This is a genomic window from Kitasatospora sp. NEAU-69 (assembly GCF_057158765.1).
Map to the genome: position 1 here is coordinate 19,978 of NZ_JBWXUE010000038.1, position 13,405 is coordinate 33,382.

The following is a 13,405-nucleotide window of genomic DNA, read 5'->3' on the forward strand; positions in this document are numbered from 1 at the left end:
TGGTGGTCGGCGGACCTGTCGGTGCCGGAACGGACCCCACTCAGCATTTCAAGCCCTTCGGTTTCTCAGCCGGTCGCACTCGTCACTGCCGCACTGCTCACTGCCGTACTGCTCATTGCCGTACTACTGACTGCCGTACTACTGACTGCTCACCGCTCCGCGAGCCGGATCGTCCCCGAGGGGCAGAGCCCGATCGCCTCGCGGACGCCCTCGTGCAGCGTCTCGGACGGTTGGGAGGTGAGCAGGACGACCAGGCCGTCGGCCTCGTCCTGGTCGAACACCTCGGGCGCCTGCCACACGCACGTCCCCGCGCCGCAGCACTGGTCGCGGTCGATCTCCACACGCATCTGCCGGACCTCCTACCAGGCCACCGGCATCGAGCTGACGCCGTAGATCAGCGACGAGTCGCGCATCGGGACCTGATCGGCCGGCACGGCCAACCGCAGTCCGGGGAAACGGGCGAGCAGCGCCTCGAAGCCGATCCGCATCTCGATCCGGGCCAGTTGCTGCCCGATGCACTGGTGGATGCCGTGCCCGAAGGAGAGTTGGCCGCGACCGCCACGGTCGAAGTCGAGGCGGTCGGGGTCGGGGTAGTGGTTCGGGTCCCGGTTCGCGGCGAAGGCCGACAGGGTGATCGTCTCGCCCGCCTTGATCGGGCAGCCCTCGAACTCGAAGTCCTCGCGGGCGGCGCGGAGAGGGCCGTAGTGGTTGACCGTCAGGTAGCGCGTCAGCTCCTCGACGGCGCTCTCCATCGTGGTCTCGCCGGAGCGCAGCTTGGCCAGCTGGTCGGGGTTGGTCAGCAGCGCGTAGGTGCCCAGCGAGAGCATGTTCGCGGTGGTGTCGTGGCCGGCCGCCAGCAGCAGGAAGCAGATGTTGGTGACCTCCTCGACGGTCAGCTCCTGCTGCGCGGCCAGTCCGCCGAGGATGTCGTCCGAGGGTTCGGCGCCCCGGCGCCGCTCGACCAGGCCGGCGAGGTACGTCTGTATCGCCTCGAGCGCCGCATACGCCTGCTCGTGCGGCGTGTTCGTGTCCAGGATCACCGTGGAGTTGTGCTGGAAGACCTCGCGGTCCTCGTACGGGACGCCGAGCAACTCGCAGATCAGCAGCGACGGGAGGGCCACCGCGAACGCGGGCACCAGGTCGACCGGCGGGCCGGCCGCCTCCATCGCGTCCAGCGCGGTCTGCGCGATCTCCTGAACCCGCTCGGCCAGTTGGTTCATCCGGCGCATGGTGAACAGGCCGGTCAGCAGGCGGCGGTACTTGGTGTGCTCCGGCGGATCGGTGTAGAGGAAGAAGCCGGGCTCGGCCGGGGTCGGCTCCTGCGCGTTGAGCGGCGAGTGCAGCAGGTCCTTCTGCGAGCTGAAGCGCAGGTCGGCCAGGGCCGCGCGGACCTGGTCGTAGCCCGTGATCAGCCAGCCCTCACTGCCGTCCGGGTAGGACAGCCGGCTGACCGGGCACTCGCGCTGACGCTCCATCAGCTCCGGCGGCGGGTCAAGTGGCGTGCGGCGCGCGGTGGGAAGCGGCCTGGCCACAGCCGGAACCTCGGTCATCTCTGCGGTCCTTCCGGTCGGCGATCGAAGTGCGTGGGGGTGCGGGGGGTGGGGTCAGTCGAGTACGCGCAGGTCCGTGTTGCCCCACAGCGCGCGCAGGTCGTGCACCAGGCCGTCGTCGCCCACCTGCACGATCCCGATGATCGAGATCTCGATCGGCTTCGGGTAACTGCGCGGGCGCAGCTCGATGGTGGCGGGCAGCACGACGGTCTTGCCGTCGTGCGCGGTGACCGGGGTGCCGGGCCGCTCTTGGACGCGGTCGTCGACGATCGCGCGGGTGAGGTGGGCGCGCAGCGCCTCGTGGCCGACCTGCTCGCCGGAGCCCACCGGGTCCTCGAAGACGACGTCGGGAGCGAAGAGTTGGAGGACGCTCTCGACGTCGCCGGCGTTCATCCGGCGGCAGTACTCCAGCGCCAGGGCCTTGCGGGTCGCCTCGTCGGGCACGCCGATCTCTCCTAGCGAAGTGGGCTGCGGGATATGCCCCAGTCTTCGAGGAGCCCGGTAGGGGCGCCACCCCTGTTCGCACCCCTGCGCACCCCGAGGGGCCGGTACGTGGCCCGCGCGGCGGTCGCGAAATCCACCCGCCTTCTCCGCGCCCCCCGCATCCACGACACACCGCCTCGACATGTCCGATAGTGCGACGTATTCGATCGTTGTCTGGCATGTTCACCTGAATACTGGGCAAGGTTGCGTCAAGATCGACCAGGGACGGCCGATGGCTCCTGATACGATCGATCGGCCCTGGTCCCGATGCAATTGCGCGGCCTCTCGGGGGAGGCGACCGGACTATTCCCATGCAGTTGGCACTCGAACTGCAGGCGCTCCGCGCGGTCTCCTACACCGCGTCCCCCGTGTTACCCCCGCCCTCACGCAGCGAAGGTAGGAACATGGAGACCATCCAGTGCCATCAGCACCACCGGGGTATTCCGATCTTGTCCCGGTACGCACCGACACCTCCGCGACATCATCACGAGGCGGCGGAAATCACGCACCGCGAGAGCGGACTGTGAACGCGTACGAGCACTCGGACGCGTTGGTCACTCTCACCGGTTTATTCGATCGAGCGGCATCCGGCGAAGGCGGCGTGGCCCTGGTCGGCGGACCGGTCGCGGTGGGCAAGAGCACGCTGCTGGCCGGGTTCGCCCGCCGGCTCCGGGCGAGCGGCGCGCTGGTCCTGAGCGCCGTCGCCTCCGAGCCCGAGAGCGGCATCGCGCTGGGCGTGGTCGCCCAGCTCCTGCACAGCTGCCATGCGGTCCGCTCGGCCCCGCTCGACGACCGGGTGGACCAGCTGATCGCGGTCGGCGCAGCACATATGACGGCACCTCAGCCAGGCCGGCCGGCCAGGCTGTCGGCGGCCGACGCGCAGATCGTCGACTCGCTCTGCACGGTCCTGCTCGGCCTGGCCGGGTCCCGGCCGCTGGCGATCCTGGTGGACGACGTGCACCAAGCCGACGCCGCCTCGCTGGCCTGCCTGGCCTACCTGGCCCGCCGGGTGCGCAGCACCGCCGTCCTGGCGGTCTTCGGCCATGGCGACCGGCCGGTGGACCACGGCGCCGACTTCCTGCTGGAGCTGCTGCGCCAACCACAGGCCCGTAGCCTGCGGTTGGCACCGCTCGGACCGGCGCAGGTGCGCCAGGTGGTGGCGGAGCGGCTCGGCGAGGAGCCCGCGGAGCGGGTCGCGCCATGGGCGGCGCGGGTGAGCGGCGGCAATCCGCTGCTGCTCGCCGGGGTACTGGACGACCTCCAGGAGGCCGGCCACGGCGGCACAGGCCGCGGCAGCACAGGCCAGGAGGGTACAACGACCAGCGACGGCAAGGCCCGTGAGAGCACGGCGACCAGTGCGCCGCTCACCGCCGCCGAGGCGTACGGGCAGGCGGTGCTCTCCTGCCTGCAGCGCAGCCGCCCGCCGGCGGCACGGGTGGCGCAGGCCCTGGCCGTACTCGGCGGGCCCGAGTCGATCGGGCGACTGCTCGACCTGGACGCCACGGAGGTGGGCCGTTGCCTGGCCGCGCTGGAGGCCGCGGGTGTCCTGGCCCAGGGGCGCTACCGCCATCCGGCGGCGGCCGCCGCCGTGCTGGCCGACGTCGAACCGGAGGCCGCCGCTCTCCTGCACCGCCAGGCCGCCAAGATCACCTACACCCAAGGGGGTTCGGCCTCCGCCGTGGCCGAGCACCTGCTGGCGGGCGGCGGCCTGCGCACCCCGTGGGCGGTGCCGGTGCTGGACGCGGCGGCCACCCTCGCACTGGCCGAGGGCCGCGCCGCCACCGCGGTCGACTACCTCTGCCTGGCCTGCGAGTTGAGCGCCGACCAGGCCGAGCTGGCACGGATCAGGACGGCGCTGCTGCGAGCCCGGCTGCGGATGGGCCCGGGCGTTCCCGAGCAGCGGGTCACCGAGCTCCTGCAGGCGGTGCGCGAGGGCCACCTGCGCGGCGACGACGTGCTGGCACTGGTGCGGGTGCTGCTGGGGTACGGCCGCTTCGAGGCGGCCCGGGAGGCGCTGACCCAGCTGTCCGCACCGGGCCCGGCAGGCACGGCAGGCACGGGCGGCACGGCAGGCACGGCACACGAGGACACCGCCCAGGCGGGTGCAGAGCTGCACGCGGCCCGTTCCTGGCTGCGCTGCTCCTACCCGCCGCTGCTGGAGCTGCTGCCCGGCGGCGAGGCGGGCGCGGCCGAACGGCTCGGCGCGCCGCCCAGCACCGAGAGCCGGCGCCGCCACGACGCGGCGGCGGTGCTGGACGCGGTACTGGCCCAGGGCCCGTCCGAGCGCGTGGTGCGCAAGGCGGAGCGGATCCTGCAGGGCACCCGGCTGGACGGCACCGACCTGGACACGATCGAGTGCGCGCTGCTCGCGCTGACCTACGCCGAACGCCCCGCACTGGCCGCGCCGCACTGCGACGAGCTGATCGGCGCGGCGCACGAGCGCGGCGAGCGCGGCAGCGGGGCGCGGCTGCACGCGCTGCGCGCCGAGATCTGCGTGCGCCTGGGCGACCTGCCCGGGGCGGTGCGGCACGCGAGCGCCGCGTTCGAGGCGGTGCCGGCCGAGGAGTGGGGCGTGGCACTGGGCGCTCCGCTGGCCAGCCTGCTGATCGCGCTCACCTCGATGGGCCGCGACGACGAGGCCACCGACCTGCTCTACCTGCCGTTGCCCGAGGCGGGACTGCAGAGCCGCGGCGGCCTGCACTACCTGCACGCGCGCGGCCGGCACAGCCTCGCGGTCGGGGACTGGGACGGCGCGCTGAGCGACTTCCAGGGCTGCGGCGAGCTGATGGGCCGCTGGGGCGTGGACGTGCCGGGCCTGATCGCCTGGCGCAACGACGCGGGCGAGGCCTGGCTGCGGATGGGCGAGCGCAAGCGCGCCCGCGCCGTGCTGGAGGAGGAGCTGAGCCGCGGCGACACCGGCGACTCCCAGCGCAGCCGCGGCGCCACGCTGCGCCTGCTGGCGGCCACCCACGAACCGCGTCGGCGCCTGATCCTGCTGCGGCAGGCCGTGGACGCGCTCCAGGAGAGCGGGGACCGCTACGAACTGGCCCGCGCGCTCGCCGATCTGACCGAGCTGTACAACACCGTGGGCGAGACCCGCCGGGCCCGGGTGATCGGCTCCCAGGCCCGCACGATCGCGGACACCTGCCAGGCCCGGCCGCTCAGCCGGCTGCTCCCGGCCGACTGTGACCGCCCCGAGGCCGAACCACAGGGCCCGGCGGTGGTCCTGACCGACGCGGAGCAGCGGGTCGCCGACCTGGTGGCGCTCGGCCACACGAACAGCGAGATCGCCAAACAGCTCTACATCACGGTCAGTACGGTCGAGCAGCACCTGACCCGGATGTACCGCAAGGTGGGCGTCAAGGACCGGGCCAAGCTCGCCCTGGTCCTGTACACCGGCCCACAGGCGGAGGTGGTCCGCGCCTGAGCACCCCACTGACCCAGTCCACGCCGAGGTCGCGGCCGGTCGCCGGGGTCGGATCCGAGTCGCCCCGGAGCCGACCCCGGCGGGCTCAGGCCCCGACCGGGCCGCGCAGGGTGCCACGGATCGCTTCGGCGACCTCGGGCCGCTGCTCGTCGAGGAAGAAGTGGCCGCCGGGGAAGGTCAGCAGCTCGCAACCCGCGCTGGTGTGCTCGGCCCAGGCTGCGGCCTCCTCCAGCGTGGTGTGCGGGTCCTCGGTGCCGGCCAGGACCGTCACCGGGCAGGACAGTTTGAACCCGGGCGCCTCCTGGTAGGTCTCGACGGCCTTGTAGTCGCTGCGGGTGGGCCCGATCGCCATCTGGCGGATCTCCGGATCGGCGAGCAGCCGCTCGTCGGTGCCGCCGAGCGAGCGCAGCTCGTCCAGCAGGCCCTCGTCGTCCCGCAGGTGCACGTCGCCGGGCCGGTAGCGGGAGGGGGCGCGGCGGCCGGAGGCGATCAGGTGCAGCGGGCCGGGCGCGCCCTGCTCGCCGAGCCGGCGCGCGACCTCGTAGGCCACGATGGCGCCCATGCTGTGCCCGAGGAACGCGTACGGCTGCTCGCCCAGCCCGGCCACCACCGCGGCGATCGGCCGCGCCAGCGCGTCGATGCTCTCGGCCAGGGGCTCGCCCCGCCGGTCCTGCCGGCCGGGGTACTGCACGGCCAGCACCTCGATCTCGGGCGCGAGCAGCGCGGAGAGCTTGTGGAAGAAGCTCGCCGACCCTCCGGCGTGCGCGAAGCAGACCAGGCGCAGGCCGCCGTCCGCGGACGGCTGGTAACGCCGGATCCAGAGCTCCTGGTCCGGGGCGGAAGTACTCATCGAACAGCTCCTTGGACGCATCGGCGCGGGAACCGCCGACGCGCGGGGTCGGGGTGCGGGACCGGAGGCGGCGAACGAGCCGCCTCCGGAATGGAGTTCAGGGTAGGAAGGCCCGGGTCCTCGGCAGAACCCCTAACTCCCCCACCCGGCCCCTTAGCCGCCCAGCTCGCACGGACCAGCTCGAACGGACCGCCGCGGACGGACCACCTCCGCTACGCGAGCAGGTCGCGGCGGCGGAAGGCGGCCAGCGCGGCGAGCAGGCCGAGCAGGGCCAGCACGCCCATCACCACCAGCGGCGTCGCGGCGAAGGCGGCACCGGGCAGCTTGGGCACCTGGCTGAACGGCGAGAGGTCCAGCAGGTACTGCCCGACCTTCAACTCCGGCCCCACCAGCGTCAGGAAGGCGAAGACGCCCAGCACGCCCCACCCCGCAACCGTGTACCGGGGCAGCGCGGCGAACAGCACCAGCGCGATCGCGGCGACCAGCAGCACCGCCGGCAACTGCGCGAAGGCCGCGCCGAGCAGGCTGGCGAGCGCGTGCCCCAGGTCGTGCCGGCCCAGGCCGTCGGAGAGTCCGGCGCCGAGCCCGGCGGCGGCCAGCAGCACGGCCGAGCCGGCCACCGCGAGCAGCGCGTGGCTGAGCACCCAGGCGGCCCGGCCCGGGGTCCCGGCGAAGACCAGCTCGATCCGCCCGCCGCTCTCCTCCGCGCGGGCCCGCACGATCACGGTGAGCGCGAAGACCGCAGCCAGGATCCCGAACAGGCCCATGATCGAGGAGATGTACGCGTCGCCCATGTCCTGCGTACCGCCCAGCTCCGCCATGATCTGGCGGACCCGGGCGCTGCCGGTCAGCACGCCGACGTCCTTGACGAAGGAGCCGAACACCAGCGCCCCGACCAGCACGCCGACCGTCCAGCCGATCAGCGTGCCGCGGTGCAGCCGCCAGGCCAGGCCGAACACGCCACGGGTGGTCGCCGAGGCATAGGCCGGGCCGGGCCGCTGCGCCAGCACGCCCGCGCCGAAGTCGCGTTCGCGCAGCAGCCGCAGCGCCACCGCGATCAGCACGACGGCGGCAACCGCCGGAACGGCCAGCGCCCACCACCGGTCGCCGCCGTACGGCTGCACCTGCTCGGCCCAGCCCACCGGCGAGGCCCACAGCAGCCAGGAGAGCGAGTGGTTCATGTCGCCCACGGCCCGCACCAGGTAGCAGACACCGAGCACGCTCAGCGAGACCGCGTTCGCGGTGCGCGAGGACTCGAACAGCTGCGCGCAGAGCGCCGCGATCCCGGCGAAGACGATCCCGCAGCCCGCGATCGACAGGCCCAGCGCGAAGGCACCGGCCGCCGGCAGGCCCAGGAACGGGAAGACCGCGCCGATCACCACGCCGACCGAGAGGTTGACCGCGATCACCAGCTGGAGCGCGGCGGCCAGCGGCGCGACCCGGTCCACCGCGCCTGCGGCCACCAGCTCCTGACGACCGGTCTGCTCCTCGGCCCGGGTGTGCCGCACGATCAGCAGGGTGGACATCACGGCGGCGAGCACCGCGCCGAGCACCGCGGAGCGCCAGGCGACGATCCCGCCGGGCGTGCTGTTCAGGATCCTGCCGTAGAGCGCGGCGGCGCCGGCGGCAGCGCCGATGCCGTCCACGAAGTTCTGCCGGGACGCCTGGTCCGGGAACAGGCCCTTGATGCTGTACGCCGTCGAGGCCGAGCTGCCGATCAGGGCGTAGGCCCACAGCGGCAGGATGATCCGGTCGCGGCGGGAGGCGAGCCGCGACATCTCGCGCATCCCGGCGGGGCCACCGCGGCTCACCGGTTCACTCCCACGTTGCGCCCCGCGCCCTGCTCGGTGCCCGGCGCCCCGCCCTGTCCGGCAACCGCCCCCTCAGCACCGCCCGCGGCACCCGCATCTCCCGCAGCACCCGCATCGCCCGCGTAGTAGCGCAGGAAGAGCTCCTCCAGCGTGGGCGGCCGGCTGGTCAGCGACTGCACGCCCGCGTCGGTCAGCAGGCGCAGCACCTTCTCCAGGGCGTCCTGGTCCACCTGGCAGCGCAGCGAGAGCCCTTCGACCCGCAGCTCGTGCACCCCGGCGATCAGGTCGAGCCCGGCGACGGGCCGGGCCACCGTTGCGACCACCGTGGTGCGCGACAGGTGGCGCAGCCCCTCCAGCGTGCCGGTCTCCACCGTGCGGCCGGCCCGGACGATCGAGACCCGGTCGCACAACCGCTCGACCTCACTGAGGATGTGACTGGACAGCAGGACGCTCACACCCCGGTCCTTGGCCTCGGCCACGCAGTCACTGAAGACCGCCTCCATCAGCGGGTCCAGGCCCGAGGTCGGCTCGTCCAGGATCAGCAGCTCGACGTCGGAGGCGAGGGCGGCGACCAGCGCCACCTTCTGCCGGTTGCCCTTGGAGTAGGCCCGGCCCTTCTTCTTCGGGTCGAGCTCGAAGCGTTCCACCAGCGCGTCGCGCCGGGCCTTCTGCAGGCCGCCGCGCATCGAGCCGAGCAGGTCGATCGTCTCGCCGCCGGTCAGGTTCGGCCACAGGTTGACGTCGCCCGGCACGTACGCGAGGCGCCGGTGCAGGGTGGTGGCGTCGCGCCACGGATCCCCGCCTAACAGCCTGGCCTCTCCGCCGTCCGCGCGCAGCAGGCCCAGCAGGACGCGGATGGTGGTGGACTTGCCGGCTCCGTTGGGCCCCAGCAGGCCGTGCACCTCGCCCTCGGCCACCTGCAGGTCCAGTCCGTCGAGCGCGACGGCCGCTCCGAACCGCTTGTGCAGCCCAGAGATGTCGATCATGTTGATTGCTGTCACAGCCACCAACGTACAATGTCTTCAGAGAATTGTGAATCTACGAGCAACTCGAAAGTGTGTGTGCGGCACACTGTCGATGTGCCGTGCAGGCAACGAACTTGACGCTGCGCCAGGTACAGGACCTGGCCACGACATGGCGAAGGAGCGGGGATGAACGGGGACGACGTGTCCGGGGGCCGGGACGAGGAGGGGGCCAGGCGCTTCGTCGAGCAGCTCGCGATGCTGTTCGCCGACTGGGGATTCCCCAGGATGGGCGCCCGGGTGCTGGTCACCCTGATGGCCGCCGAGAAGCGCGGCCTGACGGCCGGTGAGCTCGCCGAGCGGCTGCAGGCCAGCCCGGCCGCGATCTCGGGGGCGGTGCGTTACCTGGGCCAGGTCAGCCTGGTCGTGCGCGAGTCCGTGCCGGGCTCGCGCAGCGACCTCTACCTGCTCTCCGACGACACCTGGTACACCGGGACGGCGGCCAAGCAGGGCCTGTTCGACCAGATCATCGCGACCACCGAGAAGGCGATCGAACCGCTCGGCGGCACCGGCAGCAACGCGGGCGCACGGGTGGCCGAGATGCGGGACTTCTTCGTCTTCGCGCAGCACGAGATGTCCGCGATCCTGGTCAAGTGGAAGGCACAGCGCGCGAACACCGCGCAGACCTCGCAAGACCCGCAGGCCACTCCCCCGGAGGCTCAGGGGTAGCCCCGGGCCACGGCGGCCCCCGCTCTACCCACGCCGACCGGCGCGTCGGATACTCGTACGCGTACGTGCAAGTGAGCGTCCGGAGGTGGGCATGGCGGGAACGACAGCAGACACGTCTACGACTACGGCTACGGCTGCTGCGGTCGAGGGGCGTGCCGGAGAGGTCCGCCCGCGGCGGCGCGCGCTGTTCGCCGCCGCGGCCGCCGCGATGGCGGCCGTCCCGGCGGTCGGCGGCTGCGCCCAGCACCACTCCGGGCACAAGGCGAGCGACTCGGCGGCCGGCGCGACGCCCGGGGCGGCCACCACGGCCGCCGAGCGGGTGACGGGCACCATGCTGAGCGGGACGGCCGGCGGCGGGCCGCAGGTGCTCATGATGGTGCGCCACGCCGAGAAGCCGACCGGCTCCGGCGCCCCGTACGGGATCACGGCCGACGGCGAGCAGGACGCCAAGTCGCTGACCGTACGCGGCTGGACCCGCGCGGGCGCGCTGGTCCACCTGTTCGCCCCGCCCACCGGCACCGGCACCCCCGGCGCCGCGGCGCCCGGCCTGGCGCGCCCGGGCGCGGTCTACGCCGCCGATCCGAACGGCAAGGCCAGCAAGCGCCCCTACCAGACCGTCACCCCGGTAGCGGCCGTCCTCGGCGGCGTCCCGGACACCCGGTTCGCCAAGGGGCAGGAGGCGCAGCTGGCCACCGCGCTGCTCGGGCTGAGCGGCGCGGCGCTGGTGGCCTGGGAGCACGAGAGCATCCCGGCCATCGTCGCCCACCTGGGTGCCGTCACCCCCGCCGCGCCGACCCGCTGGCCGGACGAACGGTTCGACGTGGTGTGGGTGTTCACCCGCGAGGGCAACGGCAGCTGGGCGTTCAGCCAGGTCCCGCAGCTGCTGCTGGAGGGGGACCAGGCGACGCCGATCGCCTGACCGGACCTCGCCCTCACGAGGTGACCGGCCCGTCGGGTCAGGCCCGCCGGGTCAGGGCGTGCGGCCCTCGTCGCTCAGCAGGTGCTCCAGGACCGGCACGGCGGCCTGCAGCGTGCGCCGCTCCGCCGCGGGCAGTGCGGCGATCCGGCGGGCGAGCAACTCGGAGCGCTGGCGCCGGATGCCGGCCAGCAGCTCGGCGCCGTCGGCGGTCAGCTGCACCAGGGACGAACGGCCGTCCTCGGGGTCGGGCGTGCGGGCGATCAGGCCCGCCGTCACCAGCGGGGTGACGGTGCGGGTCATCGACGGCGCGGCGACGCCTTCCAGCGCGGCGAGTTCGCCCAGGCGCAGCGGTCCGTGCTCCTCGGTCCTGGCAAGCGCGGACAGCTGTGCGTAGGTGAGGTCCTGGCCGCCGGAGGCCTGGCTGAGCTGCCGGTAGAGCCGGGCGACGACCAGCCGCAGCCGGGCGACGGTAGCGGGGTCGAAGTCGGGCGTACCGGTGTCGGGCATGCTCACTTGGCTTTCCTCCCGGGCTCTGTGGGAACGGATGCCTGGCGAGCACGTCGGCCGCGCGGCAGCGAGGCGGCGGCGCCGACCAGCGACATGACGATCGCCAGGGTGAACACGACCACCAGACCGTCGTGGAAGGGCCCGGAGATCAGGTGCGGGAAGAACTCGCGGCCGGTCAGCGTCTGCGCGTTCGCGCTCGGCAGGGAGTTCAGCACGTGCGGGCCGAGCAGCTGGCGGATCGGGTTGTAGCCGAGGAACGCCGCGAACAGCGTGCCGACCGGCGGCAGTTGCGCGATGGTGTGGGCGTCGGTGGCGGAGACGCCTTGCCCGGTGAGGCCAGCGTCCAGCGTGTGCGGCAGGGAGTGCGAGAGGCCGGCGACCATCAGGGAGAAGAAGACGCCGATCGACAGCACCATGCCGGCGTTCTGGAAGGTGGCCCGCATTCCGGAGGCGGCGCCGCGGTCGGCGGCCGGCACGCTGGACATCACCAGCGCGGTGTTGGGCGCGGCGAACAGCCCGCCGCCCAGGCCGTTCAGGAAGACCAGCAGCGCGAACCAGCCGTAGCCGAAGTCGGTGGGCAGCAGGAGCAGTCCGGCGAACGAGGCCGCCATCACCACCAGGCCGCCGGCCGCGAACAGCCGGGCGCCGTAGCGGTCGGAGAGGTGTCCGGAGACCGGACCGGCCGCCAGAAAGCCGATGGTGAGCGGGACCAGGTAGATGCCGGCCCACAGTGGGGTGTCGGCGTAGTCGTAGCCGTGCAGCGGCAGCCAGATGCCCTGGAGCCAGACGATCAGCATGAACTGCAGCCCACCGCGGGCGATCGAGCCGAGCAGGGTGGCCGCGTTGCCGCCGGCGAAGACCGCGTCGCGGAACAGCCGCAGCGGGAACATCGGCTCGGCGACCTTCGACTCCACCAGGCAGAACAGGCCCAGCACGGCGGCGCCGCCGATCAGCCCGGCGAGCACCCACGGGTTGGACCAGCCCATGGTGTGGCCGCCGTAGGGCTGGATGCCGTAGGTGATGGCGGCCAGCAGCGCGGTGAGGCCGAGCGCGAAGGTGATGTTCCCCCACCAGTCGATCCGCCCGGGCCTGCGCACCCCGCTCTCGCGCAGCGAGCGGTAGGCCCACACGGTGCCGAGCAGGCCGATCGGCACGTTGACCCAGAAGATCGACCGCCAGTTCCACTCCGCGAGCAGCCCGCCGAGCACCAGGCCGACGAACGAACCGGCGATCGCGGCCACCATGTTGACGCCCAGCGCCATGCCGCGCTGGGCCGCGGGGAACGCGTCGGTGATGATCGCGGCGGCGTTGGCCATCAGCATCGCCCCACCGACCGCCTGCGCGACCCGCCAGCCGATCAGCCACAGCGCGCCGCCGGCGCCCTGCATCGGGTCGAGGGAGAGGACGACGGAGACGACGGTGAAGATCAGGAAACCGGCGTTGTAGATCCGCACCCGCCCCCAGATGTCGCCGAGCCGGCCCAGTGCGACCACCAGGACGGCGGTGACGAGCATGTAGCCCATCAGCATCCACAGCAGGTAGCTGACGTTGCCCGGCTGGAGCGGGTCGAGCTTGATGCCGTTGAAGATGGCGGGCAGCGAGATCAGCACGATCGAGGAGTTCACGGTGGCGATCAGCATGCCCAGCGTGGTGTTCGACAGCGCGATCCACTTGTAGCGCGGGTGCTCCGCCCCGATCCCACCCTTGCGGGCGGGCGCGGGCGCCGGCGTGGGAGCGGGCGCGGGCTCGGGCGTGGGCTCCTGATTGGGCTCGGGTATCGGACCTGGACCTGGTGCCGGGACGTTCGGCGCTGCCATGGCGGCTTCCCCCTCAGGACGAGCACGACAATCTGCTTAGCATACGTAAACTAAATTTATCGCCACCTCGCCTCCGTGTCAGCCCCTCACCGGTTGCGCACGCCCCCGCCGCCCCGGCCGGGCGAAATGGATTTCGTCCTCACTGTTCGATGCCGTACAGTCGTGTTTACCGACGCGGGGTGGAGCAGCTCGGTAGCTCGCTGGGCTCATAACCCAGAGGTCGCAGGTTCAAATCCTGTCCCCGCTACTGCTCACCAAGGCCGGATCCACTGCAGATCGTGCAGCGGGTCCGGCCTTGCGGCGTTTCCGGGCTCCGGGGCCGGTGGCCGGAGGCCCGGACGGGGGCTACG

The 13,405-nt window shown here is 72.8% G+C and carries 11 protein-coding genes and 1 tRNA gene; 4 read left to right on the top strand and 8 right to left on the bottom strand.

All coding sequences use genetic code 11. From position 1 onward, the window contains the following. Nucleotides 1–149: 149 nt before the first annotated feature. From AC060L_RS31370 to AC060L_RS31380, 3 genes are read right to left on the bottom strand one after another with little or no spacing between them, the layout of a single operon-like run. On the bottom strand, nucleotides 150–347 hold the full coding sequence (locus AC060L_RS31370; RefSeq protein WP_483802355.1) for a ferredoxin: 198 nt from the start codon (nucleotides 345–347) through the stop codon (nucleotides 150–152). Between the two features lie 12 nt (nucleotides 348–359). Beyond that, complete coding sequence (locus AC060L_RS31375) at nucleotides 360–1,550, bottom strand: cytochrome P450 (protein ID WP_483802356.1); 1,191 nt, start codon at nucleotides 1,548–1,550, stop codon at nucleotides 360–362. A 54-nt stretch (nucleotides 1,551–1,604) separates the two neighbouring features. Next, nucleotides 1,605–1,994, bottom strand: coding sequence for a nuclear transport factor 2 family protein (locus AC060L_RS31380; protein WP_483802357.1), 390 nt, complete (start codon nucleotides 1,992–1,994; stop codon nucleotides 1,605–1,607). 562 nt (nucleotides 1,995–2,556) lie between these two features. Here AC060L_RS31380 and AC060L_RS31385 point away from each other — a divergent pair. Further along, nucleotides 2,557–5,460, top strand: coding sequence for a helix-turn-helix transcriptional regulator (locus tag AC060L_RS31385; RefSeq protein ID WP_483802358.1), 2,904 nt, complete (start codon nucleotides 2,557–2,559; stop codon nucleotides 5,458–5,460). A gap of 85 nt (nucleotides 5,461–5,545) precedes the next feature. On the opposite strand, the gene AC060L_RS31390 is transcribed toward AC060L_RS31385, so the two are convergent. The 3 genes from AC060L_RS31390 to AC060L_RS31400 all read right to left on the bottom strand — a co-directional run bounded on the left by AC060L_RS31390 (nucleotide 5,546) and on the right by AC060L_RS31400 (nucleotide 9,107). After that, nucleotides 5,546–6,310 carry a thioesterase II family protein gene (locus tag AC060L_RS31390; protein WP_483802359.1) on the bottom strand — a complete coding sequence of 255 codons (765 nt, stop codon included), beginning with the start codon at nucleotides 6,308–6,310 and terminating at the stop codon, nucleotides 5,546–5,548. Nucleotides 6,311–6,522: 212 nt separating this feature from the next. Next, entirely contained in the window at nucleotides 6,523–8,121 is a 1,599-nt protein-coding gene (locus AC060L_RS31395) for an ABC transporter permease (protein ID WP_483802360.1), read from the bottom strand. After that, nucleotides 8,118–9,107: an ABC transporter ATP-binding protein gene (locus AC060L_RS31400; protein ID WP_483802361.1), complete on the bottom strand. Its 990-nt coding sequence runs from the start codon at nucleotides 9,105–9,107 to the stop codon at nucleotides 8,118–8,120. Before AC060L_RS31400 ends, AC060L_RS31395 begins: the two co-directional genes overlap by 4 nt. 165 nt (nucleotides 9,108–9,272) lie before the next feature. On the opposite strand from AC060L_RS31400, the gene AC060L_RS31405 reads away from it, so the two are divergent. Together AC060L_RS31405 and AC060L_RS31410 are read left to right on the top strand one after the other, a co-directional pair. Then, nucleotides 9,273–9,812, top strand: a complete 540-nt coding sequence (locus AC060L_RS31405; protein ID WP_483802362.1) for a GbsR/MarR family transcriptional regulator — start codon at nucleotides 9,273–9,275, stop codon at nucleotides 9,810–9,812. A gap of 91 nt (nucleotides 9,813–9,903) precedes the next feature. After that, a complete protein-coding gene (locus tag AC060L_RS31410; RefSeq protein WP_483802363.1) occupies nucleotides 9,904–10,731 on the top strand; it encodes a hypothetical protein in 828 nt (275 codons plus the stop codon). 51 nt (nucleotides 10,732–10,782) lie between these two features. Here the strand turns inward: AC060L_RS31410 and AC060L_RS31415 are convergent, their stop codons facing one another. Together AC060L_RS31415 and AC060L_RS31420 are read right to left on the bottom strand one after the other, a co-directional pair. Then, on the bottom strand, nucleotides 10,783–11,238 hold the full coding sequence (locus tag AC060L_RS31415) for a MarR family winged helix-turn-helix transcriptional regulator (protein ID WP_483802401.1): 456 nt from the start codon (nucleotides 11,236–11,238) through the stop codon (nucleotides 10,783–10,785). Nucleotides 11,239–11,240: 2 nt separating this feature from the next. Further along, nucleotides 11,241–13,055: an MFS transporter gene (locus AC060L_RS31420; protein ID WP_483802364.1), complete on the bottom strand. Its 1,815-nt coding sequence runs from the start codon at nucleotides 13,053–13,055 to the stop codon at nucleotides 11,241–11,243. Nucleotides 13,056–13,228: 173 nt separating this feature from the next. On the opposite strand from AC060L_RS31420, the gene AC060L_RS31425 reads away from it, so the two are divergent. After that, nucleotides 13,229–13,302 (top strand) — tRNA-Met (locus AC060L_RS31425). Nucleotides 13,303–13,405: the final 103 nt, after the last annotated feature.

Excerpts from the sequence above, each read along its gene's own strand:
- AC060L_RS31370 (WP_483802355.1), bottom strand. The coding sequence starts at position 347 with ATGCGTGTGGAGATCGACCGCGACCAGTGCTGCGGCGCGGGGACGTGC.
- AC060L_RS31375 (WP_483802356.1), bottom strand. The coding sequence starts at position 1,550 with ATGACCGAGGTTCCGGCTGTGGCCAGGCCGCTTCCCACCGCGCGCCGC.
- AC060L_RS31390 (WP_483802359.1), bottom strand. The coding sequence starts at position 6,310 with ATGAGTACTTCCGCCCCGGACCAGGAGCTCTGGATCCGGCGTTACCAG.
- AC060L_RS31400 (WP_483802361.1), bottom strand. The coding sequence starts at position 9,107 with ATGATCGACATCTCTGGGCTGCACAAGCGGTTCGGAGCGGCCGTCGCG.
- AC060L_RS31405 (WP_483802362.1), top strand. The coding sequence starts at position 9,273 with ATGAACGGGGACGACGTGTCCGGGGGCCGGGACGAGGAGGGGGCCAGG.
- AC060L_RS31410 (WP_483802363.1), top strand. The coding sequence starts at position 9,904 with ATGGCGGGAACGACAGCAGACACGTCTACGACTACGGCTACGGCTGCT.
- AC060L_RS31415 (WP_483802401.1), bottom strand. The coding sequence starts at position 11,238 with ATGCCCGACACCGGTACGCCCGACTTCGACCCCGCTACCGTCGCCCGG.
- AC060L_RS31420 (WP_483802364.1), bottom strand. The coding sequence starts at position 13,055 with ATGGCAGCGCCGAACGTCCCGGCACCAGGTCCAGGTCCGATACCCGAG.